This is a genomic window from Enterococcus sp. AZ149, from assembly GCF_051714285.1.
Taxonomy (GTDB): domain Bacteria; phylum Bacillota; class Bacilli; order Lactobacillales; family Enterococcaceae; genus Enterococcus_D; species Enterococcus_D entomosocium.
Map to the genome: position 1 here is coordinate 2,500,549 of NZ_JBIORO010000001.1, position 25,668 is coordinate 2,526,216.

General features: G+C 43.2%; 21 protein-coding genes, 1 tRNA gene and 2 other annotated features (1 of these 24 only partly in view). Of the genes, 6 read left to right on the top strand and 16 right to left on the bottom strand.

Going from position 1 to position 25,668, the window contains the following annotated elements; genetic code table 11:
* Positions 1 to 149: 149 nt before the first annotated feature.
* From IGI94_RS11575 to IGI94_RS11605, 7 genes are all read right to left on the bottom strand, one after another.
* The gene (locus tag IGI94_RS11575; RefSeq protein ID WP_438899795.1) at positions 150 to 1,766 is read right to left on the bottom strand and encodes an ABC transporter ATP-binding protein; all 1,617 of its coding nucleotides are present in this window, start codon (positions 1,764 to 1,766) and stop codon (positions 150 to 152) included.
* Positions 1,767 to 2,254: 488 nt separating this feature from the next.
* Positions 2,255 to 3,070 carry an ABC transporter permease subunit gene (locus tag IGI94_RS11580; RefSeq protein ID WP_244732254.1) on the bottom strand — a complete coding sequence of 272 codons (816 nt, stop codon included), beginning with the start codon at positions 3,068 to 3,070 and terminating at the stop codon, positions 2,255 to 2,257.
* A complete protein-coding gene (locus IGI94_RS11585) occupies positions 3,067 to 3,951 on the bottom strand; it encodes an ABC transporter ATP-binding protein (protein ID WP_081116807.1) in 885 nt (294 codons plus the stop codon). Before IGI94_RS11585 ends, IGI94_RS11580 begins: the two co-directional genes overlap by 4 nt.
* Before the next feature lie 444 nt (positions 3,952 to 4,395).
* Complete coding sequence (locus tag IGI94_RS11590) at positions 4,396 to 5,226, bottom strand: energy-coupling factor transporter transmembrane component T family protein (RefSeq protein WP_005225404.1); 831 nt, start codon at positions 5,224 to 5,226, stop codon at positions 4,396 to 4,398.
* Positions 5,216 to 6,925, bottom strand: coding sequence for an ABC transporter ATP-binding protein (locus IGI94_RS11595; RefSeq protein WP_438899796.1), 1,710 nt, complete (start codon positions 6,923 to 6,925; stop codon positions 5,216 to 5,218). The genes IGI94_RS11590 and IGI94_RS11595 overlap by 11 nt, the downstream gene beginning before the upstream one ends.
* A gap of 25 nt (positions 6,926 to 6,950) precedes the next feature.
* Entirely contained in the window at positions 6,951 to 7,505 is a 555-nt protein-coding gene (locus IGI94_RS11600) for an ECF-type riboflavin transporter substrate-binding protein (protein WP_005225401.1), read from the bottom strand.
* Positions 7,502 to 8,350 carry an SAM hydrolase/SAM-dependent halogenase family protein gene (locus IGI94_RS11605; protein WP_005225399.1) on the bottom strand — a complete coding sequence of 283 codons (849 nt, stop codon included), beginning with the start codon at positions 8,348 to 8,350 and terminating at the stop codon, positions 7,502 to 7,504. The genes IGI94_RS11600 and IGI94_RS11605 overlap by 4 nt, the downstream gene beginning before the upstream one ends.
* 91 nt (positions 8,351 to 8,441) lie before the next feature.
* Positions 8,442 to 8,681: a binding site (T-box leader), on the bottom strand.
* Positions 8,682 to 9,312: 631 nt separating this feature from the next.
* Here IGI94_RS11605 and IGI94_RS11610 point away from each other — a divergent pair.
* A tRNA-Leu gene (locus IGI94_RS11610) sits at positions 9,313 to 9,394 on the top strand.
* Positions 9,395 to 9,487: 93 nt separating this feature from the next.
* On the opposite strand, the gene IGI94_RS11615 is transcribed toward IGI94_RS11610, so the two are convergent.
* A complete protein-coding gene (locus IGI94_RS11615; protein ID WP_086332601.1) occupies positions 9,488 to 11,140 on the bottom strand; it encodes a peptide ABC transporter substrate-binding protein in 1,653 nt (550 codons plus the stop codon).
* A gap of 562 nt (positions 11,141 to 11,702) precedes the next feature.
* On the opposite strand from IGI94_RS11615, the gene IGI94_RS11620 reads away from it, so the two are divergent.
* Positions 11,703 to 12,155: a DIP1984 family protein gene (locus tag IGI94_RS11620; protein ID WP_005234539.1), complete on the top strand. Its 453-nt coding sequence runs from the start codon at positions 11,703 to 11,705 to the stop codon at positions 12,153 to 12,155.
* A 235-nt stretch (positions 12,156 to 12,390) separates the two neighbouring features.
* Here IGI94_RS11620 and IGI94_RS11625 read toward each other — a convergent pair whose 3' ends face one another.
* The 4 genes from IGI94_RS11625 to IGI94_RS11640 all read right to left on the bottom strand — a co-directional run bounded on the left by IGI94_RS11625 (position 12,391) and on the right by IGI94_RS11640 (position 15,660).
* Positions 12,391 to 13,107, bottom strand: a complete 717-nt coding sequence (locus IGI94_RS11625; RefSeq protein WP_438899991.1) for an NADPH-dependent F420 reductase — start codon at positions 13,105 to 13,107, stop codon at positions 12,391 to 12,393.
* Positions 13,100 to 14,161, bottom strand: a complete 1,062-nt coding sequence (locus tag IGI94_RS11630) for an LLM class flavin-dependent oxidoreductase (protein ID WP_015509212.1) — start codon at positions 14,159 to 14,161, stop codon at positions 13,100 to 13,102. Before IGI94_RS11630 ends, IGI94_RS11625 begins: the two co-directional genes overlap by 8 nt.
* 153 nt (positions 14,162 to 14,314) lie before the next feature.
* Complete coding sequence (locus tag IGI94_RS11635) at positions 14,315 to 14,677, bottom strand: TIGR02328 family protein (RefSeq protein WP_016613668.1); 363 nt, start codon at positions 14,675 to 14,677, stop codon at positions 14,315 to 14,317.
* Positions 14,678 to 14,691: 14 nt separating this feature from the next.
* The gene (locus tag IGI94_RS11640) at positions 14,692 to 15,660 is read right to left on the bottom strand and encodes an NADP-dependent oxidoreductase (RefSeq protein WP_430607141.1); all 969 of its coding nucleotides are present in this window, start codon (positions 15,658 to 15,660) and stop codon (positions 14,692 to 14,694) included.
* Between the two features lie 267 nt (positions 15,661 to 15,927).
* Here IGI94_RS11640 and IGI94_RS11645 point away from each other — a divergent pair, with 267 nt between their 5' ends.
* Positions 15,928 to 17,007, top strand: coding sequence for an ABC transporter substrate-binding protein (locus tag IGI94_RS11645; RefSeq protein ID WP_438899798.1), 1,080 nt, complete (start codon positions 15,928 to 15,930; stop codon positions 17,005 to 17,007).
* Positions 17,008 to 18,612, top strand: a complete 1,605-nt coding sequence (locus tag IGI94_RS11650) for an amidohydrolase (protein WP_438899799.1) — start codon at positions 17,008 to 17,010, stop codon at positions 18,610 to 18,612. It abuts the gene before it with no gap.
* 117 nt (positions 18,613 to 18,729) lie between these two features.
* Here the strand turns inward: IGI94_RS11650 and IGI94_RS11655 are convergent, their stop codons facing one another.
* From IGI94_RS11655 to IGI94_RS11665, 3 genes are read right to left on the bottom strand one after another with little or no spacing between them, the layout of a single operon-like run.
* Complete coding sequence (locus IGI94_RS11655; RefSeq protein ID WP_438899800.1) at positions 18,730 to 20,160, bottom strand: glycoside hydrolase family 1 protein; 1,431 nt, start codon at positions 20,158 to 20,160, stop codon at positions 18,730 to 18,732.
* A gap of 28 nt (positions 20,161 to 20,188) precedes the next feature.
* Entirely contained in the window at positions 20,189 to 22,060 is a 1,872-nt protein-coding gene (locus tag IGI94_RS11660) for a beta-glucoside-specific PTS transporter subunit IIABC (RefSeq protein ID WP_438899801.1), read from the bottom strand.
* On the bottom strand, positions 22,050 to 22,907 hold the full coding sequence (locus IGI94_RS11665) for a PRD domain-containing protein (RefSeq protein ID WP_034872360.1): 858 nt from the start codon (positions 22,905 to 22,907) through the stop codon (positions 22,050 to 22,052). The genes IGI94_RS11660 and IGI94_RS11665 overlap by 11 nt, the downstream gene beginning before the upstream one ends.
* A 717-nt stretch (positions 22,908 to 23,624) precedes the next feature.
* Between IGI94_RS11665 and IGI94_RS11670 the strand changes: the two genes are divergently transcribed.
* Together IGI94_RS11670 and IGI94_RS11675 are read left to right on the top strand one after the other, a co-directional pair.
* A complete protein-coding gene (locus tag IGI94_RS11670; protein ID WP_005234527.1) occupies positions 23,625 to 23,771 on the top strand; it encodes a hypothetical protein in 147 nt (48 codons plus the stop codon).
* Positions 23,772 to 23,990: 219 nt separating this feature from the next.
* Entirely contained in the window at positions 23,991 to 24,575 is a 585-nt protein-coding gene (locus IGI94_RS11675) for an SOS response-associated peptidase (RefSeq protein WP_005234526.1), read from the top strand.
* A gap of 82 nt (positions 24,576 to 24,657) precedes the next feature.
* On the opposite strand, the gene IGI94_RS11680 is transcribed toward IGI94_RS11675, so the two are convergent.
* Positions 24,658 to 25,263 carry a short chain dehydrogenase gene (locus IGI94_RS11680; RefSeq protein ID WP_420658027.1) on the bottom strand — a complete coding sequence of 202 codons (606 nt, stop codon included), beginning with the start codon at positions 25,261 to 25,263 and terminating at the stop codon, positions 24,658 to 24,660.
* Between the two features lie 201 nt (positions 25,264 to 25,464).
* Positions 25,465 to 25,668 (top strand) — a binding site (T-box leader) (it continues 28 nt past the right edge of the window).

Sequence of the window (25,668 nt, forward strand, 5' to 3'; positions counted from 1 at the left end):
GATTGTTGGGCTCAGACCTGCAAGTCTTTGCGCTCGTAACGGTAAAAGGTGCCAAAGAAACACAATACACCGATCAGCAGTACCCATAGGATTGATGTGGCGCCGTTATCCATGAGTTGGACGGGTAATGCGTAAGCTTATCGCAATCGTTACCCATTGTTCTTGATCATAGTCAAACTCCTGTCTTCCATTCGATAATAGCGATCAAATTTCACGGTTGAAAGTTCTTGGTGTGTAATTACAATCAAAATCTTTTTCTCACCAAAAATGTCAAATATTGCTTTGTAAATTTCGTTACCTGTTTTCATGTCTAAAGAAGAGGTAGGTTCATCTAGAATAATAACGTCAGGATTTCTAAGTATTATCCTGCTTAAAGCAATTCTTTGTTTTTGCCCCGTAGATAGATTCATATCTTTTTTATAAATACTTTCGTAGCCATCAGGTAACTTAATGATAAACTCGTGTGCTTGTGCTTTCTTCGCTGCTTCAATCACCTGCGCCTCCGTTACGTTAGGATCGGAAGAACCAAATTTGATGTTTTCCAAAAGTGAGGTTTCAAACAGAAAAATGTCTTGTGACATAAATCCTATGCACTCTCTGATGCTATACAGGTTTAGCCTCTCAAAATCGACACCATTCATCTCAATTATTCCTTCTGTTTGCTTGAGAAATCCTAGCATTAAATGAACGAATGTGGTCTTGCCAACTCCACTTTTGCCTGTTATACATATTTTTTCACCCAACGTAATAGAAAAGCTACTATCTTTTATTAAATAATCTTGGCTATTATGAACTTTATAGCTAATATTTTTAAGATCAATTTTATATATACTATCTAACGTTACACCATCTTCATTTTTAATCACCTGTTCATGCTTTTCAGGTACATATTTTGAGTAACGCGCACAGGAAACAATCGCAGATTGAAATTCACTCATTACTTGAGTAAGTCGAGTAATAGGCCATTCTATTCTGTCAACATAGTTTAAAAGTATCAATAAAGAACCTATAGTCATTCTCCCGTTAACGACTTGTGAGCCACCAATCCATAGTACGAATAACATGTTTACCCAATAAATAACCATCGTCGCACTTGCATATCGTATATACTTTACTTGTTGCACTTTTAGAGGGATAAGAGAATCAAATAGTTCACTTAATGTTTTAATAATCTGACTTTGTTTATTAAAAATCCTTATTTGATTGAAGCCCCCTGCCTCTTCTTCGATCTTTGCATTGATTTCTACCTGTTTTTTCTGAACGAGCGAAGAAGCTTGTTTGATTTTACTTTTGAAAATTATAGGTAAGAATAAATAGAATGGGATGGACAGGAGTGAGAGAATTGCTATCTTAGGCTCTAAATAAACTAAGATACTAATCGTTGAAATTAGTGTTATGGTGTACTCCACGGTATCTTTGAATGTTTTCGAAATCAATGATGCTATTTCAGGTATGTTTTTATTATAAACATTTAATAAGTCACCTTGTGTGGAAAAACTCAGGGAATTATTCTCATCATAAAAAAAATGGCTACTGAGCTGCTTTCTAAGATTTGCTACGATTTCTTCGTTGATTTTGCTACTTAAAATAGGCAGGATTAATGCTAATAGGATACTGACTAAAGCAGCTATCACATACAATGGAACTATATATTTTAATAAATCAAATTGCTGATTCGTTAAAATTTCATCTAGTAATATCTTATTTAACCAAGGGATCGAAAATGAAATGAGTAAGCTTATCAGCACAAGAACAATTACTATCACTATCTTCATCAATCTACTTATTAATAGTTCATACAGAAGGTTCATTTACCGAATAAATCACTCCTAACCTAGTTAATCATTCTTTTGATGCGACCTTTGCTTCATGAGTATTCAACCAATTGAGCAACTCTTTCTTCTTCTCAAAACGTTTATTTTCCTTTATCAAATAAAAACCCCTGTACCTACACCTCCCCTCGCTTCTATCCTTTTCGTTTTAAAGCATGAAGTTATTCCAATGGTTCAAAACGGAGATAAAGGGTTTCTTTGAGAAAAAAGGAGGAAAACACAGAAGAGAAAGCGCTATCTATTAAAATTAACATATACACACTACTTTTTCCATAACATTCTTTGCTTTTAGTCAAATTTCATAAAAGATTATTTCTTAAATGAATTATTTAGGTTTTTTCAGTAAGTATTTTACCATTTCGACATTTCGAGCCTGTCAGTCCCCGCTGACAGGCTCTTTTTTTGTCTTTTGATTGTTGGGCTCAGACCTGCAAGTCTTTGCGCTCGTAACGGTAAAAGGTGCCAAAGAAACACAATACACCGATCAGCAGTACCCATAGGACTGATGTGGCGCCGTTATCCATGAGTTGGACGGGTAATGCCATCCGCACAGGCGAAAGTCCTGCCAGCCATTCCAATTTATCGTAGAGTTCCCCCACGATGCCGAGCAAATACAGACCGAACACGCAGCCTAAGCCGACACTTGCGGTTTGTTTGCTGGAACGCAAGATCGTGGATAAAAAGAAACCTAGACAGAGGAAGAAGACTAAGACACCATACTCGGCAACGAAGATTTTGCTGATTTCTTCTATAAAAGAGGACAGGTCGTCTCCTGGTAGTTTGAATAGGGCAAACGAGGCCAGACTACTGCCATAGGCAATCAGCCAAAAGCCAGTCAGCAGCAACAATCGGGCGAGGAACTTCCACCCAACGATTTCTCTGCGGCTAATAGGCTGAGCATATAAATACTCGATCGTTCCTTCTGATTCTTCAGTGATCAGACTGTTCAAGCCTAAAAGCATCCCATAAATACACGCGGCGATAAATAAGTATTGAAAGTAGTACCCGAAAAAGCCTGTCGGTGAAACCAAGCTTGAGGGTCCTGTCAGTTGGATGTTAAAGATGCCTAGTAATTCTGGGCTGAAAGAGCCCAACATCTGGTCTAAGGACGTTTTCATTTCTGGCGTGATCATTTGAGGATAGATAGCCGTAAATGCAAAAATGATTGCTGCAAAAAGGATCGTCCAGACCAGCCAGCCTTTGAAGGTATTTTTAAGGTCGATTTTCATTAAAGTCATTTTTGAGAACCTCCTTCATAGAGGAGCATAAATTGCTGTTCAAGGGTTGGGTGTTCGATCGTGAACTCTTTAATGGCAGGATTGGTTAAAAAATGTGCCAGCTGATTCATGTCCCCTTGATAGAAAAAACGCAAGCTGTGTGATTCCTGAGCAAGAACCTGTACGTTTTCCAAGCCGGCTAATGAGAGGCTACCCTCATTCGTGAGCGTTACAACTTTGCCGAAATTTTCTTCCTCACTCAGTTCTTTCACGGTGATGATCTGTCCTTCACGAATAAAGGCGGTCCGATGGGCATAGGTCTGAATTTCATGCAGATCATGACTGGATAGAAAAATCGTCATCCCCTGTTTGTTTCTTCTGAGAAGCTCTTCAAACAGCCGTTTTTGGATCAAGGGATCTAATCCATTGGTCGGCTCATCTAAAATCAACATTCTCGGTTGTGCAATCAAGGCGCTCGCAAGCCCGACTTTTTTCTTGTTCCCTAAAGAAAGTTCTGCGATCGATTTGTTTGGATCAATTTGAAAAAGCTCCATCAACTCCTGAATCTCTTTTTTTGGCTGCTTGACTTGATGAAAATCCGCCGTAAATGCCAGTAGTTCTGCTGTCGTCATTTTTGAATAAAACCGTACATCACTGGAAACATACCCAGTAAACGTTTTGATCTCTTTGGCTGCTTGTTGGCAATCTCGTCCAAAAATCGCCGCCTGTCCTGCATCTGGTTTGATAAAATTCAACAATACTTTGATGGTCGTTGATTTTCCCGCACCATTTGGTCCGATAAAGCCAAAAATCTCTCCTTCTGCCACTTGCAATGATACATTCTCGATGGCGTACTTCTTATTGTATTGTTTGCTTAGTCCGTTGATCGTAATGGCATCCATCCTGTTCCCTCCTTTTACTGCTTTGATGCCATCAGTGTAGCCTTATTTCGTATTTCCGTCAATCAAAGATCTAAAAGGCTTCCGTTGGGATTTTTTACGAAAATCATCAACAGATTGACACACTTCTATTGCTTTCTCTTCCTATTTTTTTCACATTTTCCCGCTATTATCAATACATACCAACAAACAACCCTAACACTTTTTCATTTTTACTCCTATCCCGCCAGTCCCCGCTGGCGGGCTCCTTTTTTTAGCGGCAAAAAAACGCAGACCTAGCAGCAACTGACTTTAGCAAATGTAGCACTCGCTAAAGTCAATTGACTGACTATCCTGCGTTTTTTGGCTCGATCATTTCTGGGACGGATGAATCAACTCTGATTTATCCGTCCCACTTTCATTATTGACAATGCGTCCGCTTTTTTTAAGTTTTCATGGGGTGATTTGTTAACGAAATGGATTGTAGAAACGTCCGCCATTAAGGACCATCAAGGACAATCCAAGCGCCACGATCAAGCAAACGACAGCAATCGCCAAGAGATCTTTGCCTTGGATCGGCTTAGCTTTCAGCCAGGTACGCTGCTTGTGCTTGCCAAACCTTCTTAGCTCCATGGCAGCAGAAATATGGTCGATCCGTTCCAAGCTGGAAAAAATCAAAGGAATCGCGATCGCGACATTGCCTGCCACTCGCTTGCGCAAAGGTGCTTTTTTAGAAAGCTCCACGCCCCGTGCTTGCTGCGCTTTGGCAATGGTCCGAAAATCATCTTGAATATCGGGAATGTAACGCAAAGCCAGTGCGACTGCATAGGCGATCTTGTAGGAAATCCCGATGCGGTTGATACTGGACGCCAACTCGCTTGGATTGGTGGTAAACAGGAAAATCAACCCTGGGGGAATCGTGACAAAATATTTGATCAACAGATTCAGCTCATAAAACACTTGCTCTTGGGTCAATGTATACCGACCGATCCCTTCGAAAATCACGTGGCGCGTACCGTAGATCTCCACTCCGTATTCTGGCGCGAAAAGATAGACCGCCACCAAATTCAAAAGCGAAAAGAAGATGATAAATTTCAATACAAAAGCGATATCTCGGTAGCGAATTCCAGCACTGGCAAATAGAAAGACCGAAAATAATGCCAGTCCAATGAGAAAGCGCGTATCATAAGAGATCATCCCGATGACGGATAGCAGCAAAAAACAAATCAGTTTTGCGGCACCGCTTAATTGGTGAATCCACGTTTTGCGGTCAAGATAGCCGATTAGATTACTCTCCATCGTGTCCCCCCTTCTCGCTGGCAATGAAGGCGGCAGTAAAAGCGGCGGGATCTGTCAGCTGGTTAAGGGTCGCCAGTGTATACAAGCTGGTTTCTTTGAGGTTTGCGGCACTCACCACTTGTTTGTCTGCTAAGACAACTTCTGGCGGCGCGTCCAGCAAAATCGTTCCTTTTGTCAAAACGATCGTCCGCTGTGTATACTCCAACATCAAATGCATATCGTGGGTGATCATAACGATCGTTAATCCCCGCTGGTTCAACTCCTGTAAAAATTGCATCATTTCGGTGTAATGGCGATAGTCTTGTCCCGCTGTCGGCTCATCCAATAAAATGAGTTCAGGATCTAAGACAAGGATCGCTGCAATGGCGGCTCGGCGTTTTTGCCCATGACTTAGTGCCGACAATGGCCATGAACGAAACGGATAAAGACCACAAATTTTCAAGGTCTGATGAACTTTTTCTGTGATTTCAGCCTCTGGAACGTTTCGGTTGCGCAAGCCTAAGGCAACTTCATCAAACAGGAAATTTTTTGACAGCATTTGATTGCTGTTTTGCAACACATACCCGATTTTTTGCGCTCGTTCTTTGATGGAATCATTGCCCATGTCCGCTCCTTGCCAAAGTAATTTGCCAGAAGTCGGAGTTAAAAAGCCGGTAATCAAATGGGACAAGGTGGATTTTCCTGCGCCATTATGCCCGACCAAACTAATCATTTCTCCTTGATGGATGGTAAAATCCAGTGCCTGCAAAATTGGTTTGCCCACTTGGTAGGAAAACGATAGATTTTTTGCTTCCAACAACGGCGGCTGGTGGCTAGGAAGTGCCGGTTTCGGAAATTTTTCTTGAAACTGAGTCAGTTTTTCGGCAATCTCAGGTGATGCAAATGCTTCTACCGCGACCAAATCAGCAGCGTCGGTCACGGGAACCCCCGCTTTTTTTAAAGCAGCTAAATACAGTGGTTCACGAATGCCGACTTGCTGTAGCATATCCGTTTTTAATAGTTCATTCGGTGTACTGTCGGCAAGGATGCGGCCTTCTTCCATCACGATGATGCGATCGACAGCTGCTGCTAACACTTCTTCTAAGCGATGTTCAATGATGATGGTGGTAAAACGCTTCTCTTGATACAGCTGGTCGATCATTTTGATGGCTTCCACACCTGTATGCGGATCCAAGTTGGCTAGCGGCTCATCAAACAGTAGAATCGGTGTTTCATCGATCAAAACACCTGCCATTGAAACACGCTGCTTTTGGCCACCCGATAATTCCTGCGGTTTTTTCGCCAAATGATCCATTAAGTCAGTCTTTTCTGCCCAAAAACGCAGCGCCTCTTGCATCACTGCTTGACTGCGCTGATCGTTTTCCAATGAAAACACGATATCTTCTGCTACGGTCAAGCCTACAAATTGGCTATCGGTGTCTTGCAGCACCGTGCCGACGGTCAAAGACAGCTCGTAGATGGAAGCTTGCCCAAAGGCATTGGTACCGATCGTCAATTCTCCAGTACTACTGCCTTTGTCGTTTTGCGGGATCAAACCGTTCAAACATTTTCCTAATGTACTTTTGCCAGAACCGCTGGCACCGACGATCAGGACTTTTTCTCCTTCATAGATCGTTAGATCGATGTTTTTCAAGGTCGGTTCCGCTTGTGCATCATATTGGAAAGAAAAATTCGTAAATTGAATGATTTTTTGTTTCATTTTTAGCCTTCACACATTTCTTTGGTTAGGATTCCTTGCTCAAGCTGCCTTTTTTGGTTTTGGTTTGGGCATAGGCTTTTAGCAGGATCACTCCGATTATCCCAGTTACGACTGCATTGGTCAATCCCGCAATGACTCCTTGCGTAAAGACTTTGTTCGCTGGTTCGCCATAGATCAAAATATCCCCGATCGGGGCAATGATCACCCAGACGACCAAATTTGCGATCGTTTCACCGATCAAGAAGGTCCGAATTTCTTTAGCGCCAAAGGTTCCTTGCTGGATTGGAATCCAACGAGTCAAAAGTCCAAAGAACACCCCTAAGATCCCAGAGGCGGCGATCCAAGACCACCACGGACCATAAGTCGTTAAATCTCCTAGGGCATGCCCGATAAAACCTGCTAAACCAGCCACGATCGGACCGTAGACAACGCCTAATAGCGCCAAGAAAGGATAGGCTGTGGCGATATCTGTATTTGGGAAACCCGTCGGAATCGTGACGAAACGTTTTAAGACGAAAAAGACCGCAGCACCGATACCGATTGCAACAATGTGTTTTACTGTAAATTTTGATTGATTCATTTTTCATTTCTCCTTTTTTTGAGGGTAATTTTCCAATTTGTGCCAGTTCCGATTTTATAGGTTTCAGCAAATGAAGCCAAGTTGAGCCCTAAACCGATATTCAGCAAGGAATTGACATATAAGACGGGTTCTTGTTCTGCCACTTGCGCAAAGGAGCGTCCGAAACGCACTTCTTCTTGATAACGCAGGGTATCTTGGTAGTAGATACTGACGAGCAGCGACTCATTGTATTGGACCTGCCATTGCTTAAAGAACGTGTGGGGAATATTCGTCCACAACGAACCAAAGCGGATATCGAGAATATCGATCGTCCCTGTGATCGTTTCAGCTGTTTGGCTTGGCTTTTCAATGGCAAAAACTTGGATCGCTTCTTTAGGTTCAGGTGTTCCTAGCTCTTCAAAGCTGATGGCACCGCTGGCGAGCCGAGCGGCATTATACATATAAACATCCCGACCATGAAACGTATGGCTTTCGGCTGATCCTGCCAAGCGCTCAGTTGCCTCATTGATCACCCGAAGTTCAGCGATTCCGATATAAGTCGCTAAATAGGTCAGGGTGCCGTTATCTGGTGTCAAAACCAACTGCCCGGTCGCCAGCTTAGCAACCACACTTCGTCGATCAGACCCTACGCCAGGATCGACCACTGAAACAAAGACTGTTCCTGCTGGCCAATAGGTGACGCTTTGCAGCAGGCGATAGCTGGCGTCATGAATGTTGTATGGCTCGATCTCATGAGTCAAATCCGCAATGACCAGCTCTGGTGCCACTTGATAGGCTACCCCGTACATCGCATTGACCGCTCCATCTTGCAAACCAAAATCGGTTTGAACCACTAATTTGTGCATTTTCTCTCCTCCCAACAACCTTTCTCCTTTTCAACAAAACCTTCGCATGAAACAGCTGACCCTACAGACACAAAAAAAGCCCTTAGCCAAAGCTAAGGGCATCACCTGCGGTACCACCTTAATCTGTAAAGCCTTCACAGGCCTCACCTCATTCAGTACCCGAAAACACTCGGAGACTGTCGCTTGTTAACGGGGCAACCGTATTTTCCTAATTAGTCAGAAAATCCGCTCCAAAGTCATTTTCAAATCATTTGTTGTCGTTCCTTCTCACCTGCTGGAACTCTCTGCTAGACAACGCCCGTGATTCTACTTTCTTTTTCATCGCGTTTGCATTTTGTTTCATTAAAATTATCAAAGCTTGTGCCTTTTGTCAATTCTCTTTTAAGAAAAAATTCAAACAGAAGCCATAATTTGTCAAAAGATTCACGCAATTTCTAAATTTCACTCGAAAATTCTTCATATTTTCTCGGTATGATACCTGTATACCAACAAACAACCCTAACACTTTTTCATTTTTACTCCTTCCCGCCAGTCCCCGCTGGCGGGCTCCTTTTTGTCTTCTGACTGTTTTATCTAGTTTCACTTTTTCTTGGCGATTTCTTCTCAGAATTCTGTTTGATTCGTCAATTTTTTTTCACATTTTCACGCTATTATAAATGCATACCAACAAACAACCCTAACACTTTTTCATTTTTACTCCTATCCCGCCAGTCCCCGCTGGCGGGCTCCTTTTTGTCTTCTGACTGTTTTATCTAGTTTCACTTTTTCTTGGCGATTTCTTCTCAGAATTCTGTTTGATTCGTCAATTTTTTTTCACATTTACACGCTATTATAAATGTATACCAACAAACAACCCTAACACTTTTTCATTTTTACTCCTATCCCGCCAGTCCCCACTGGCGGGCTCCTTTTTGTGAGATTGGACTTGCATTTCTTCCTAGAAAGGATTATCTTTATCTTATGCGGAAGTGGCGGAATGGCAGACGCGCACGCTTCAGGCGCGTGTGAGTTTATCTCGTGTGGGTTCAACTCCCATCTTCCGCATTTAGCAGTTCAGCTTTCTGAACTGCTTTTTTTGTTGCAAAAAGCGCATGTTCATCGAATAAACATGCGCTCTTCATTCAGCTATTTTTCTCCTTATTCACTGACATAGGCGGTGCGGAAAAAGAAATGCGCGCCATAGGCTGGGAATTGGATGTCTTTTACATTTGATTTGATCAGATAATTTGAAGCACTTTGGTATAGAGGGACTTGCGCAGCATCTTGTTCCAACAAAATTTCTTCTGCCGCTTTGTAATCTTCAAAATATTGATCGGGGTCATTGGCATGAACGGTGCGAGCATCTTCCGTCAATGCCGTATATTCTTCGTTGACATAGCCGCCGTAGTTAAAGGAAGCGCCATTTTTGTATAAGATAAAGAACATATCCATGTCACTACTTCCAGCGATCCAGCCAGAAACGGAAAGCTCGTAATCACTATTTGCTCTTGATTGATTCAAGCTGGCACGTGGCTGTTTGTTGATGGAGATCGACAAGCCTGGCAAGTTTTCTTGCAGTTGGCTTTGCAAGTACTCCCCGATTTTTTGACCATTGTCATCATCTGTCACTAATAAACGCAACGTCGTACTTTCGCCAATTTCCGCTTGGGCTTTTTCCCACTCTTCCTTGGCCGCCTCTAAATCATACAAGTTGTAATCACCGCTATATGCTCGAAAATCTTCACCGGTATTTGGATTCGCAGCTAAGCCGGTGGGGATCAGCCCGTTTAAAACTTTCGCTCCATCGTTCAACACATTAGCCACGAGACTTTCTTTGTCGATCGCCAACGCGATCGCTTTACGCACATGAACATTTGCCAAGGCATCGTTGGCCGTTTTGTTAAAGTCTAAGAAAAAGTTCGCAACATCATTTTGCGTAACTAGCTCTTCATTGTCTCCATATTGTTGAACGTAGATCCCACTGATTTTTTGCAAATCCAGGTCGCCGCTTTCAAACAATTGGATCCCAGTATTTTCTTCTTTGATGGTGGAGCCTTTGATCTCTTCCAATTGAACGACATCAGCATCATAGTATTGGTCATTTTTCACCAATGTCCACTCATCCCCAGTCTGTTGCCAATCGGTCAATGTAAAGGGACCAGAATACAGCAAATCTTCACTTGTACGAGCATAGGTATCACCTTTTTCTTCAACAAAGGCTTGGTTTTGCGGTGCCAACCAGCCGATGGAAATCAAGGATAAAAAGGATGGCTGTGGCTGCTCCAACTGCACGATAAAGGTCGCGTCATCTGGGGTCTCCAGACCAATCGTTTCTATATCAGCATTGCCTTCACGAATGTCTTTACTATTAACTACATTATCTAACAAATAGGCGTTAGGTCCCATCGTTGCTGGATCGACTAACTTTTTCCACGCATAAGCAAAGTCAGCTGAAGTGATCGCTTCGCCATTGCTCCACTTCGCATCCTCTCGCAAGGTAAAGGTATAGGTTTTGCCATCTTCACTGATTTCGACTCCTTCTGCCAAGCCCGGAACTGGTTCACTGTTTTCATCGAAACGGTAAAGCCCTTCGAATAAATGTTGTACGATGGTAAATGTTGCTTTATCCGTCGTTTGAGTCGTATCGAGAGTCGTCAGCTCAGCCGGTAGACTCACCGCAATCGCTTGATTCGGCGCTCCGTTAGTTTCAGCCTCTGATCCCTCGGTATTTCCTGTTGTCGTGCAGCCGGAAAGGGTCAACCCAATCACTCCTGCTGCAACCAATAAACGCTTCTTCCAGATCATTTCCATTCTTCCTCCTATGTGATTGCGCAACCAACGCAAGTGTTTTTCATGACGGCAAAAAACGCATTCATCGATAAAAAGAAAAAACCTCATCCCTTTGCTTATCAATTTTGACAAACAAAGGGACGAGATTTTCGTGTTACCACCCTTTTTCGCACCATCCTCACAAATGGCACCTCAACAGTACGCTAAGATACTTGGCACGATAACGGCTGCTTTCCGTCTGATTTGCGTGAACAAATCAGATCACTCAGAGCTCATCTTCACTTTTTTTCTGCTGCCCTTTCTCACCATCCGGGTTCTCTTCTAACAGATTCCAAAGCTACTCTTCTCTTCATCGTCTTTCTTTTTATCTAAAAAACAGGTAAATGACGTTTTTTTGTCTATTTAATGATTGTTATAAAGTATACTATTGGTGTTTTTGGAAGTCAACAAGAATTGCGAATATTCAGTTTTTTATGATTTTTCTGGCAGACTTTTTTTTGCATCTTGCTTGCCTTTCATCACGTTCTTCTCTAGGATAAGAACTAGATAAGCTGTTCTCATTTGTAAAAAGGAGTGTGCCAAAATGAAATTAGCAGAAGCGTTACTTTTAAGACGGGATTTGAACAATCGTCTGTTTCAATTACGTAACGAGATCTCTAGCAGTGTGTTAGTCCAAGAAGGCGATACCTTGGATCGTAGTATCACAGAATTGTTCAAGGAATACGATGAGATCAATCAACAATATTCAGAATTAGTCGTTGCCATCAATCGGAAAAATGCGACTGCCTCTTTAGCAGATAGTGCGTTATTGCTGATGGAAGCACTAGAACAGCGAGAACAGCTGCGCCGCAAGCATGCACTGCTAACGCAAGCACTGGATGAAACCAAAGCAGCTCCCCGAATAGGTCGCAACGAAATTCGACTGGTGCGTACGATCGATACAAAAACGCTAACGGAGCAATTGAATGCGACCGCCAAGCAGCTGCGAGAATTAGATGGAAAGATCCAACAAACCAACTGGCTGGTCGATCTTTAATCAATATGGGTGGGTGTCAAAGGCGAGCACAAAGCAGGTACAGGCTGATATGTACACTATGGAACGTCTGGCAGAGACGTAAACGTAACAACCACTGCTTATGAATCACAATCGTAACAATCACATTGTATTTTTTAGCGACCACGTGCTGATTTGACTGGATGGGAAAAACCCTCTTCTTTTTTGAGAAGAGGGTTGTTTTTATCGTATCCAGTCGTACATGGAGGCGGCTCTTTTACTGCGAAGCCTGCTGCTTGTTACTCACAGCGGAAGGACGCGCCAGAAACGCTTGCCCTTTCTCACTGCTCCAAAACTCCTTCATCAATGCCGTCAATCCCTCTTTGGTTTGATTGGCACCAAAGAAAGGACTGCCGGGTTCCAACATGATGCCATTAGCTAAAGCACCGATAGGAAAGGGATCAAAGCCGAAAGCGTCAACGATTTCGTCTGTCTGATCGAGGGCGGTTTGGTTATCACCAGCAATGGCGATGGCTTTTTTGGCAGTTCCTTGAACAGCCGTTCTCGTCAGCAAGGATTCCTCTTGGATGTCGTGGTACCCCATATGATTGAATCCTTTGACTACTTTACTTTGGGAAAAATAGCGTTGCACACGTTCCGAAGAAGTCTGCTCGATGGATGAGTATTCTGTTTCTTTGCCATCGACTTCCCACCAATAATTCATGGCATCGATCACTAGCTTGCCAGCCAATGCTTCTGCCGGCAGCTGTTGGTACTTACTCAATGGGATTGCCAAAATGATCGTTTGGGCTTCTGTCATCACTTCAGCGGCATTTTTTGCGATCGCTCCCGGAGCCAACACAGAAACGGACAAGGCGATTTTTTCTGCTGGCTTCGTACTGGCGATCAAGACCCGATAGCCCGCCTGGGCACCAAGATTTGCGAGCGCTAAGCCTAACTTGCCTGCGCCTAAAATACCGATGGTTTTAGGCATTGCCATCACCTGCTGCCAACAATTCTTTCACTCGTGGAATCACTTTGGTTCCATACAATTCAATCGTTTTGAAACGGTCTTTTTGCAGCTGGCCGCCAGTACCGTAAACCAGATCAAAGCGTTCTACACCGACTTGCGGCATCATACGGGCGATTTTTTGCGCCACGGTTTCTGGACTGCCAACATAATAAGACCCATGTTCGACTTCAAAGTCAAAGCGCTCTTTGCTCATGGCTGGCCAGCCGCGATCAAGACCGATTTTGTCCATGCTCTTTTTGATGTAATTCCAGCCGATTTCATAAGCTTCTTCGTCGGTATCGGCGATCACACCATGAGAGTGCATGCCGATTGGCAAAATCGGTTGCCCCAGTTGCTGCGCTGCCTTTTTATATAGGTCAACATAGGGCGCAAAACGAGCGGGTTCGCCACCGATGATCGCTAACATAACAGGAAACCCATAACGGACGGCACGAATGATCGATTCAGGGGTTCCACCGACACCCACATAGGTATCTAGTTGATGCCCCTCAATTTTTGGAAAAACGTCGGCATTTTTTAAGGATTGCGTAAACTTGCCTTCCCAAGTTAATGGTTTGCCTTTTCTCAATTCACTGAACATTGCTGTTTTTTCTTCAAATAGTTCTTCATAATCTTGCAAGTCATAGCCGAATAGAGGGAATGATTCAGTAAAAGATCCTCGTCCCAGCATGATTTGTGCGCGACCGTTCGACAACGCATCAACGGTCGCGAACCGTTCGTAGACCCGCACAGGATCATCCGAACTCAAGACAGTTACACCGGTACCTAATTTGATGGTTTTGGTAACCATTGCTAAAGCCGCTAGTACCGTATCAGGACTTGAGATCGAATATTCTTCCCGATGGTGCTCCCCTAAGGCAATGACATCGATGCCGACTTCATCGGCTAATTTTCCTTCTGCTACGATATTGCGCAACGATTCGCTGTAACTGATTCGTTCTTTCGTTGTATCATCAAAGGCTAGATCGCCAAAAGTATCTAACCCAAATTCAAGATTTCTGTGATTGATGGTCATTTTCTTTTCCTCATTTCTCATTACTGATTCTCTGTTCTCACTATAACAAGGAACAAAAAAAGTTGCGAACAATATGCTTACTTTTTGTAAGTTAACGATTTTAAAGCGAAAAAAACACTTTCCCGAACAAAAATTCAGGAAAGTGTTTGGTCTTTAAAGATAGATCCCCTTACGATGGAGATTCACTAAGCATTCTTCCAAGTATGCTTCATCATGTTCTGGATAGATCGGCGTAGTCAAAGGGACGGCTTGAACGGATGATTCCAGCGGCAGATTTTTGCCACGATACGCCGGATCGTACCATTCAGGTGCTGGCCGATAGCCTCGACGAGTCATTTCATCCAGCACTAACTGATGGTATTGAAACAATTTATAGGGTGGATGAGTAAAAACGTAATCGACGGTTGCATGCTTCTTGCCCCAGCCTAACCCTCGTAAGGCTGCTGCTTCACGATGCTGGCCTAACAGCTGCTGCCGAGGCAAAGCAGGTATCAGTGCTTCATGCCATAAGCGCATCGGTTCAGCCTCCTTTATTCTGCGTCTTGGCTGATGAAATTGTCTTGATTTTCAATAACGATCTTGCCGACCGCATGATGTGTCTCACTCAATGTGTGGGCATCGTAAATTCCTTGTGCCGTCAATGGGAAGGTTGCACCGATGACACTGTTGACTTTTTCTGCTTCGATCAGCTCTGTCAATTCTGCCAATTGTTTGCCGTTGGTTCGTAACCAAACTGCTTTGGCGAAGATGTCTTTTTCTTTTGCCAAGTCTTCGTCTTCAATACTCAAAATCGAGATCAGACGGCCCTTAGGTTTTAAGACAGTGAAACTTTTCTTCTGGGTGTCGCCCCCCATCGTATCAAAGACCAAATCGATGTCTTGCAAGACTTCTTCAAAATCTGTCGTGTGGTAATCGATGATCTCATCGGCACCAAGTTTTTGCAATAACTCATGGTTACGTGGACTAGCCGTCGTGATGACGTAAGCGCCAACTGCTTTGGCCAGTTGGATCGCATAGGTACCAACTCCGCCTGCTCCGGCATGGATCAAGACTTTTTCCCCTTCTTTTAAACGACCGTGTTCAAACAACGCTTGGTAAGCAGTCAAACCAGCTAATGGCACTGCAGCTGCTTCTGCGTAGTTTTGGTTTTCTGGTTTAATCGCTGCTAACTCAGCATCCACGATGGCATAATCAGCATACGTCCCAAAACGAGTCGTTTCAGGGCGGGCATAGATTGCATCACCAACTTTGAATTCTGTCACGTCAGCGCCTATTTCTACGATATCCCCTGCGACATCCCATCCTAAAATAATTGGGAAGTCCCATGGAAACATTTGTTTCAAATAGCCTTCTCTTAATTTCCAATCGATTGGGTTGATGGATGTTGCGGCAACTTTGACTAATAATTGATTTGCTTTTAATTCTGGTAATTGGACCGTTGCTTCTTTTAATTGGTCTTTTCCACCATAGGCTTCAATAACGACAGCACGTGTTTCCATTGATGCTTCACTCCTTACATTCATTCTTCATCAAAGAGAGGTTCCTGTTTTTCCATCCCTTGATTTCTCACTTCCCTAGCTTAGGCAAAAGGAAGAAATTTGACAAATGATATGTTTGGAAACTGCCGCAGCCACCTGGCCATTCCTCCTGCTAAGCCTTGAAAGAAACGGGTTTATTTTTTCTTCATTTTTTTATTGCCTTTTCTTTAAAAATCAATTACGCTACTCAAGAAATACGAAATTGTAAAGAAAGAAGGAATTGATGAATTGAAAAGGTTGTGGGTATTTTTTGGCGGTGTGATCGGCATCACCGCATTGCTGTTTTTCGGTGCTTCGGTGTTAACGAAAGAATCGGGGGCAGCAACGTCGTCCGACAAAAATACAGTGATTATTTACAATTGGGGCGAATATATTGACCCGGAATTGATCAAAACATTCGAAACTGAGACTGGTTACTCAGTGATTTATAATACATTTGACTCCAACGAAGCGATGGAAACAAAAATCAAACAAGGCGGCTCACGCTATGATTTGGTTTTCCCTAGCGAATCGATCATTCCGAAAATGATCGAAGAAGGACTGTTAGTGCCTTTAGATCATCAGAAATTGACGGGAACGGAAGATCTGTCGCCTTTTTTGATGGATCAAGCCTTTGATCCAAACAATACCTATTCGATCCCCTATTTTTGGGGCACGATCGGGATCATGGCAAATACTGAAGAAGTCGATGTTTCTTCGATCCATGGCTGGGGGGATTTATGGAACCCTGCATTTAAAAATGATGTATTGATGGTGGATGGTGCTCGCGAAACCTTAGGAATCGCGTTACAGACGCTCGGTCTTTCCCAAAATGAAAAAGACCCGACCAAAGTCGCCAAAGCCTTGAAGAAGCTGGAAAGTATCCGTCCCAATGTCAAAGCAGTTTTGACCGACGAGATCAAAACCTTGATGATCAACAACGATGCCCCTTTAGGAATCGGGTATTCGGGCGATGCCGCTTATGTGATGGCGGAAAATCCTGCCGTCACCTATATCGTTCCCAATGACGGCGGTGCGATTTGGACAGACAATTTTGCGATCCCGAAAACCGTTGGTAATCTTGAAGGAGCCTACGCCTTCATCAATTTTATGCTCCGCCCAGAAAATGCCGCACAAAATGCCGAATACGTGGGCTATGCCACGCCGAGTGAAACGGCCAAAGCCATGCTGCCGGCTGAACTGACTGCTGACAAAGCTTTCTACCCTGATCCAAGTGCGATGGAACAAATGGAACATTATGAATACTTAGGAAAAGAAGCGGTTGAGCTTTACAACGACCTTTTCCTTGAATGGAAGTTGGGATTATAATTGTCACTATTACTAAAATCTGAACACATCTTTGATACCAAAACGAAAACGACTTTTGCGGGCTTTCTCCTGATAGAAGACCAGAAAATCACGGCTGTGGGTCCTCTTTCAGCGCTGCCAACACTTGCTGAAGACACCCAGGTCATTGATCTCAAAGAACAAATGATCATCCCGGGCTTTATTGATGCTCATGTTCATTTTTATCTTTCCGCATTACTCCATCAAGGGGCACTGACCCATCTTACGGGAGTGACAGAAGAAGCCGTTGCCCAGCAAGTGCCCGCGCTGCCCATCACACATGGATGGAAAATCGGCATCGGCTGGTTCAGCAGTGATTTCGGTCAGCAAGTCTACCCAACGAAAGATTCGATCGACAACTATTGTGCCGACACGCCTGTCATGCTGATTTCCGGTGATGCCCACAGCATTTGGTTGAATAGCCAAGGGATCGCTGCTTTAGGGATCACACCTGAGAACTTGCCAACGGGGATCAGCGGGGAGGCATTGCTTGACGAAAACAGCGGACAATTAAGCGGCTGCTTTTTAGAAGCGATCGCCATTCATTATTTAGCAAAGGTCTTACAGTCATTCCAAGCGCAAAGCCCTGCTGCGTTTTTGACCTATATGAAACAGCTCAATCAATACGGCATCACGACGATCGGCGATGTTGCCTTGACAGGAGAAAGCTGGGACGATTTGGTCTACCCCAATCTTTATCGACAAACGGAAGCAGAAGCGACCTTGCGCGCTGTCTTTTATCCAGCCATGCGAGAAGACATCACACAACTAACAGAAACTTACCGTACGTATCGCTCCGAAAAAGTACAAATGGGCGGCGTCAAACAATTTTTTGACGGCGTGACGAGTACTCACACCGCTTTTTTAAAAGCGGAATATGAAACACCGTATTTTGCTGGTGATGTCGGGATGCCGTTGATCGATGTTCAACGGATGCGCCGCTTTATATTACAAGCTAACCAGCAAGACTGGCCGATGCGCATCCATACCATCGGTGATGAAGCGATTCGACAGGCACTCCTCTTTTATCAAGAAAGTGCTGCTGCTCACCCGCTTTCTAAAGGAAAAGCCAATACCTTGGAACACTTGGAAGTGATGGATGCCGCCGATTTGCCACTAGTTCGCCAAGAACAACTGGTACTCTCCGTACAGCCTAGCCATTTATTAGTCGGTTATGAGACCCTCGATGAAGAAGTAGGACCTCAGCGTGCCAGTCAAATGTTTCCTTTTCAATCCTTTCTAGAGCAAGGTGCCACCTTGGCTTTTGGGACTGATACGCCGGTCGTGATCGACGTGACCCCTTTAGACTCGCTGTATTATGCGGTTGCTCGACAAGAAAAAAATAGCCAGCCAGCAGGCGGATTGATGCCACAGGAAAAAATCACCATCGCCGATGCCCTCTATGCCCACACCGCAGGCGCCGCCAAAGCCTTGAGTCGGCAAGATATCGGTCAATTAGAAGTTGGCTGTTTAGCCGATCTTTGTATTTTGTCACAAAACATCTTGCCTTTAACTGCCGAAGAATTGCTTCAAACGACCGTTGAAGCCACCGTATTTGATGGACGATTTGTTTATCGGGGCAACTAACATGAACCCCTGATAGGGACCACGCGTGTTTTACGCGTGGTTTTTGTTTTGTACGCGCTGAAATTGATACGCAAAAAAACTCCAGCACTTGTACACCGCAAGTACTGGAGTATTTAATCATAAGCCGTTTCGTTCAATCACTTTTTGATACCAATAGAAACTGTCTTTTTTCTTTCTATCTAAAGTCCCTGTCCCGTCGTCATATTTATCCACAAAAATGATGCCATACCTTTTTTTCATTTCTCCTGTAGAAGCACTGACAATATCAACGGCACTCCAAATCGTGTAACCAATCAACTCGACACCATCATCGATGGCTTTCTCCATTTCAGCAATATGCTTTTCTAAATAATCGATGCGATAATCATCATGAATCTGTCCATCTTCAGCAACAGTTTCTGAAACCCCGATCCCATTTTCCACGATCATCAATGGCAGTTGGTAGCGATCATAAATATCATTCAACGCAATTCTCAATCCTACTGGATCAATCATCGCATTCCATTCCGTCTGCTCTAGATAAGGATTATTTACGCCTGAACCGCCAATCATACTGTGCCCATTTTTGGTAACTTTCTCATCTGCAGAGACACAAAGTGTTAGATAGTAACTAAACGTGTAGTAATCCACTGTTCCCTTAGCTAGGATCGCTTGATCTTCTGGTGCAAACTCGATTGCAAAGCCATGATCAGCAAAATATTTCTTTGCATAATAAGGATATTTCCCTGTGACCTGCACATCGCCACAAAATTTCGAGTGCATATTTTCTTCTTGTTTGGCTAGTAATACATCATTTGGATGGCTAGTATAAGGATAGCGTGGCATATAAGAAATCATACAGCCGATTTTCAGGTCTGGATAATGCTCATGTCCGTAAGCGGCAACCTTTGCACTGGCAACAAATTGATGATGCAGGGCTTGGTAGCGTTGCTGTAGATTATCCGGCTGATTGATAAATTCAGATTCACCAACTTGCAGTCCCAGTGATAAAAAGTTTCCGATACTTAAGGTGGCCGTGTTGATTTCATTAAAAGTGATCCAATAGTTTACTTTTTCGTGATAGCGTTCAAACAACACCGCCGCATATCTCGCAAAAAAGTCGATCACTTCACGACTCGCCCAACCATTGTATTCTTGGCTCAAATATGCGGGAACATCAAAATGAGCAATGGTTACAATTGGTTCAATCCCGTACTTCCGACACTCGTCAAACACGCGATCATAAAAGGCCAGGCCTTCTTCATTCGGTTCAGCGTCGTTGCCCTTGGGAAAAATCCGGGTCCAGTTGATAGACATGCGGAAAGCTTTAAATCCAGCTTCTGCAAACAATGCAATATCTTCTTGATAATGATGATAAAAATCAGTTGCTTCGTGGCTTGGATACAACAACTCTTCTTCAATTTTTGCTGTGATTTTCCGAGAAGTCGTATGGCTGCCACCGCTGATCAAGTCAGCACAAGCGAGCCCTTTTCCGCCCTCATTATAGCCGCCTTCATATTGGTTTGCCGCCGAAGCGCCGCCCCATAAAAAATGTTTTGGGAAACTCATTGCTGTCATCCTTTCTTCTTTCTAATGGTTAAAAAATGGCTAATAACTGATCGCCAGCTTTAATTTCTTGATTTTGGGCAAGTGCCACAACATCTAAGAAGTCTGCCGTATTGGTAACAGTGATCATAACGGTATCTTCATACCCTGCCTGAGCGATTTTTTCTGCATCAAAGTGCAATAATGTTTCTCCCATAGTGATTTGATCACCTTCATTGACTAGTCGTTCAAAGGCACTTCCTTGCATATTCACCGTATCAATACCGATGTGGATCAGAAGTTCAATCCCCTCGGTACTGGTAAGTCCAATCGCATGATTTCCTGGAAAAACGGCAGAAACCTGTCCCGTAAATGGGGCAATCACCTGTTGATCTTGTGGCTTAACAGCAATTCCTTTGCCTAATGCCAATGAAGCAAACGCCTGATCATTGGTTTCTGTCAATGGAACGGCAGTTCCTTTTAAAGGTGATACTACAATTTTTTCAATCGCTGATTGTTCTTTCTTCGTTTCAGAAGAAACATCAGTTGCTTTGGCTGTCACATCTTGCGCTCCAGATTTGACTGCTTGCGGCTGATTATTATTAGGAAAATCTGCATCTTTGACCATGACCCAGGTGTAAGCAAAGGCAATCGCAAAAGTAATCAACGAGCCGATCAGCGCATGAAACACACTGCTGTATGATGGAAGCGCCACAAATGAAGCAATGACTACTGGCGTATTGATTTTCATCAAACCAAAATAAAGTCCCCCAGCAGCACCCCCCAGGATCATTCCGACAATCGGTTTTTTCAGACGTAAGGTTACTCCGTACAAAGCAGGTTCAGACACACCCATCAAGGCAGTAATTGCCGATGAAAAACTCACTTGTTTAAATTCCGTATCCTTAGCTTTGATTCCAGCCGCTAAACAAATCGCTGCTTCGGCAGCCAATCCAAGCAGCATACCAGGGACGATCAAATCATCATACCCGTACGTTGCCAAAGAAGTTAATAAAATAGGGGTCAGCGTCGTGTGCATGCCCGTCATTACTAGCAATTGAGCAAAGGCACCCATAAACAAGACGGCTAACGGACCAAAATTGTTTGTTAAGTAGTTCAAAAACTGTGACACATAGTTGCCGATCGTCACACCTAATGGTCCGATTAGCAATAGAGCCAGCGGTGTGATCACGATGATGGCGATCAATGGACGTAGAATAAATTTGACACTGTTCGGTAAAATCCGATCGGCGAACCGATAGACATAAGACATAACCCAGACACTTAATAAAACTGGCAAAACGGAGGCATTGTAGCTCACATTCGGTACGAGCAATCCAAATAATGTGATTCCTCCTTCTTGGCTAAGAAGGGCCGTCAATCCTGGCATCACAAAAATCGCTCCGACGTAGCTTCCTAAGAAAGGATCAATTTTCAATCGTTTGGCCACAGAATTTCCTAAATAAACGGGAATGAAAAAGAAGGCTGCTTGCGATACTTGATACAATACGAGATACGTATCGTCAGTTGCAGCTAAAATTCCTGATAACTCCAATAGTGAAAGGACCACTTGCAGCATTCCTCCAGCTGCTATGATTGCAATCATCGGTGTAAAACAGCCTGCGATAAAGTCAAGGAGTCGTGAGATGATCGATTGATCGCTACTGCTTTGATCAGCCGTCGTTTCTGTCGTCGGTAGTTGAGCGTATACACTCGATACATCTGGCCCAATAATCACTTGGTATTGACCATTTCCCTGAACGAGTCCAGCCACTCCTTTTAACTGTTTGATTGCTTCACTGTCAGCTTTTTTGTCGTCGGCCAGCGTGAAACGCAGTCTTGTTGCACAATGGGTCACGTGCTGGATATTTTTACCACCGCCGACATTTTCATAAATTTCATTGGCTAGTTGTTTATAGTCCATTGTTTTTCTCCCTTTCTCCTTGTTCCGTCAATTTCTGGATATGGAGTGATAGATAAATTTCTTCATTTTCTGAGATGTTGATATCATACGTATTTTTGATATAAACCTTGATTTTTTCCACACAGTGAAACGCTTGCGGATACATCTTCTCAATTTGTGCATAGAGCGTCGACGCTTCATAGCTGGGAAGTGTATGATTGATCACATTTTGTGCAAAATAGTGCAGATGCGTGACAAAGCGAGAATAATGGAAACTATTCTCATCAAAATTTTGTTTGTACTCATACTTTACGATCGTCAGTACGTCTTCTATAAATTTCGCGATTTGATTGGTAACCGCCATATCCTTCTTTTGTGATTGGACATTTACAAAATGCAATGCGATGGAGATCGCTTCTTCTGTTGGTACATCGATCGTTAGTTCTTGCTCCATAAGTTGGACAGCATACACCCCAATGGCATATTCATCGGGATAAAATCGCCGAATATCCCATTGCAAAGGACTATGAAAAGTCATTTGCTGCTTGATACGATGAACAGTGAAATCAATATGATCCAGCAAAGTCAAATAAATATAGTCGCTGACTGCTAAGCGATAATTCTGTTTGGCATAAGCCACGATTTTAGCAACGATCGCTACGTATTTCGGATCGCACTTTCCTAATTGATAGCTAAAATGTTCCAACATTGCGTGAGTATCCAATACAAAAATCTTTTCAAAATCTTGTTCTTCTACATCATCTCCTACCTTCTTATTGAAGCTGATGCCTGTAGAAAATCCGATAATTTCATTGCTGCCTTTCTTTAGTAAGACAACATTATTATTTAAAAACTTCTTTATTTTCATGATTTCCTCCACCTTAAAAACACTAAAAAACCTCATACTCCACCCTTGGTGGAATATGAGGTTTGCCTTCTTACAGTAACACGCCTCTTGGTCACAGCACTTCTGTAACCGTTATCTAATTACATCGGTATCATAGCACTTCAAAAAAAACTTGTCAATCGCTTCCTTAAATTTTTTCGCACGATCGTTAAGCCCCCGTTGAGCTTCTCACAAAAGCTATTTTTGTCAGACTGGTGTTTTAAGAACAACTTTTGCTTTTTTTATCCCCAAACCAACAACTTGCCGGCACAATAAACAACAATCTTCGTGCTTATGCAGCGCTTGAATCATCGTTTCTTTCTACAAACCATTTTTTGAGGGGAAAATGTCTCAATAACACGCAAAAACGAAAATAGATTCTCTTCTCTACTTTTGACACCTATCTTAGCTATTCCTCGATTGGTCTATTTGTTTAAATTTCAAAACAAAATCGCTCTCATTTTTTGTCCTTCTATGCTGGAAAGCAAGTAGCAGTAACTTTATACATCTAGGTTCCTTCGTCTTTCCTTTCAAATGCGCATTGGTCTATTCCACACCTCCCTTTATCCCTCAATCTTTTCTTAAGCGTTTGAACAATTTCTTAATAAAATAACTAACAAAAAATAAAGTTTTACTATATCTCTTGAATGTAAGCGGTAAATTTGTTATTATTACGAAGGATAAGGAGGTGTTTATCGATTGTATGCGATTAAAATCTTTCATGGTTATCTAACCGCCGAAGGAAAAAGAACACGGGACAAAACAATTGCATTGACCTATACTTGCAGAGAAGATGCTGAACGTTTCGCAAATAAAATCGGCGGGAGAGTTAAAAAAATTGGCTAACCAACTAGAATAAAAAAGGCTGTCAACCTCAGTAGGTGACTGCCTTTTTTTGTTATCTGATTTCTTTTAACTCTTTTCGCGGTACTAACTTTTTACATAACCGCCCCTATCCTTTCGTTGTCGAATCACGCTGTGAAGCAAGTTAGTTGGTTTTGACGCCTTGAGTCTTTATACTGAAACAAAGGCACCAGCCAATCCAAAAAAAGGAGTGACCTGTCCATGTGCGGCCGATACTTATTTGATCCATCAACTGGCGAATTGTCAGAATATTATCAAGAAGCCGCGGCGAAAGCCCGCAAGCGCCAACAGACTGTCGCTATCAATGATGTTTTCCCCTCCAATCACGTCGTAACCATCGGTGCAAATCAACAACAACAAGTTGTAGCTGGTGTGACAAGATGGGGCTTTACCGGCTTTAAAAAAGGGCATTTGATGATCAATGCGCGTTCTGAGACCGTTGAAGAGAAACCGACTTTTCGCCAGCCTTTCCAAGAGCATCGCTGTGTCTTTCCGATGTCTGGTTTCTATGAATGGAATCATGAAAAGGAAAAGTTCCTCTTTTCGCAAGATCACGTGATTTATGCTGCTGGTTTTTATCGCATCCTTCAAAAAGAGGATCAGATCGAAACCGAATCAATCATTCTAACGACTGCCGCGAACGATTCTGTTGAACCAGTCCATGATCGAATGCCTCTGTTCTTAGAAAAAGAAGCGATTGCTTCTTGGATCAATGACTTGGCTTTTGCTCGCCAACAACTCAAAGCAGAAATGCCCAAGCTGAAAACCCAATTGCTCTCTTCTTAACTGCTTGCTACTTCTTTTTCAGCAGAACAAAAACCGCCAAGTCAGCTTTGATTTGGCGGTTTTTTTCTACTTCTGCTTTTTCTTAATAAACGGTGAAGGTCTTGCCAGTCATGATTCCAAAGACTGCTTTTTGATACGCTGCAAAAACGGGTGCGTCACCAACGGGAATAAAGCCTTTGAAAGAATCGGCGAAGGTTTCCCAAGAGCCCACAAGCGCATTGGGACTGACTGCATTGATTCGTATCCCCTGACCGATCTCAAAAGCTGCCGATGCCACGAAGGCTTCTAAACCGCCGTTGACCAGTGCTGAAGGCGTGCCCATTGGGATAAATTCGTCTTTGATAATTCCAGAAGTCAGCGTGATACTGCCACCTTCATTGAGAAAATGCTGGCCAATCAACGCAAGGTTGACTTGTCCTTGCAGCTTTGAAGCCACCGACTGTTGAATATCTGCTGGCGTCAATTCCTCAAAGGGTTTAAACACTGTGCTTCCCGCAGCGGAAACAATGGCATCCACTTTCCCAGTGGCTGCAAATAGCTGGCTGACACTGTCTGCATCCGCAATTTCGACTTGATGATCGCCGCTGCTACGGCTAGCCGTGATCAGCTCCACCTCTGGTAGCTGCTGAAAGCCTTCAACTAAAAGCTGCCCAAGTGTGCCGGTATGTCCAATCAAAACTAATTTCATTTGCTCGCCTCTTTTTTTGTTTTGTGTTTCGATTCTAACCCAACCAAGCGATTTCGACCATTCATCTGCTTTTCCTGCTTTTTAGGTCTATTCTTACCCTTGTCCATTTGTTCCCCTACTACCTGCGTAGTGATTGGAATCACCTATCACGAAAGCAATTGACAACTTTCTCATCTTGTTCTAAGATACTACTAATTTCATACACATGCAGTGAGAAGAAGAGTACGATCCCCCCTTTCTTTCAAGAGAACTCGGAACTGGTGGAAACGAGTAAGGAAGACGATCCGAAAATGACCTTTGAGCATTCGTGGACGAACAATCCCCGACGGAGAAAGCCCGATAGCGCAATGCAGTTTATTTGATGAACTGACTGAGGTTTTTTGTTTCAGCAAAAAACAAACGAAG

Coding starts and splice junctions, on each gene's coding strand:
- IGI94_RS11580 (WP_244732254.1), bottom strand. CDS start 3,070: ATGACTTTAATGAAAATCGACCTTAAAAATACCTTCAAAGGCTGGCTG.
- IGI94_RS11585 (WP_081116807.1), bottom strand. CDS start 3,951: ATGGATGCCATTACGATCAACGGACTAAGCAAACAATACAATAAGAAG.
- IGI94_RS11590 (WP_005225404.1), bottom strand. CDS start 5,226: ATGGAGAGTAATCTAATCGGCTATCTTGACCGCAAAACGTGGATTCAC.
- IGI94_RS11595 (WP_438899796.1), bottom strand. CDS start 6,925: ATGAAACAAAAAATCATTCAATTTACGAATTTTTCTTTCCAATATGAT.
- IGI94_RS11600 (WP_005225401.1), bottom strand. CDS start 7,505: ATGAATCAATCAAAATTTACAGTAAAACACATTGTTGCAATCGGTATC.
- IGI94_RS11605 (WP_005225399.1), bottom strand. CDS start 8,350: ATGCACAAATTAGTGGTTCAAACCGATTTTGGTTTGCAAGATGGAGCG.
- IGI94_RS11615 (WP_086332601.1), bottom strand. CDS start 11,140: ATGGAAATGATCTGGAAGAAGCGTTTATTGGTTGCAGCAGGAGTGATT.
- IGI94_RS11620 (WP_005234539.1), top strand. CDS start 11,703: ATGAAATTAGCAGAAGCGTTACTTTTAAGACGGGATTTGAACAATCGT.
- IGI94_RS11625 (WP_438899991.1), bottom strand. CDS start 13,107: ATGCCTAAAACCATCGGTATTTTAGGCGCAGGCAAGTTAGGCTTAGCG.
- IGI94_RS11630 (WP_015509212.1), bottom strand. CDS start 14,161: ATGACCATCAATCACAGAAATCTTGAATTTGGGTTAGATACTTTTGGC.
- IGI94_RS11635 (WP_016613668.1), bottom strand. CDS start 14,677: ATGCGCTTATGGCATGAAGCACTGATACCTGCTTTGCCTCGGCAGCAG.
- IGI94_RS11640 (WP_430607141.1), bottom strand. CDS start 15,660: ATGGAAACACGTGCTGTCGTTATTGAAGCCTATGGTGGAAAAGACCAA.
- IGI94_RS11655 (WP_438899800.1), bottom strand. CDS start 20,160: ATGAGTTTCCCAAAACATTTTTTATGGGGCGGCGCTTCGGCGGCAAAC.
- IGI94_RS11660 (WP_438899801.1), bottom strand. CDS start 22,060: ATGGACTATAAACAACTAGCCAATGAAATTTATGAAAATGTCGGCGGT.
- IGI94_RS11665 (WP_034872360.1), bottom strand. CDS start 22,907: ATGAAAATAAAGAAGTTTTTAAATAATAATGTTGTCTTACTAAAGAAA.
- IGI94_RS11675 (WP_005234526.1), top strand. CDS start 23,991: ATGTGCGGCCGATACTTATTTGATCCATCAACTGGCGAATTGTCAGAA.
- IGI94_RS11680 (WP_420658027.1), bottom strand. CDS start 25,263: ATGAAATTAGTTTTGATTGGACATACCGGCACACTTGGGCAGCTTTTA.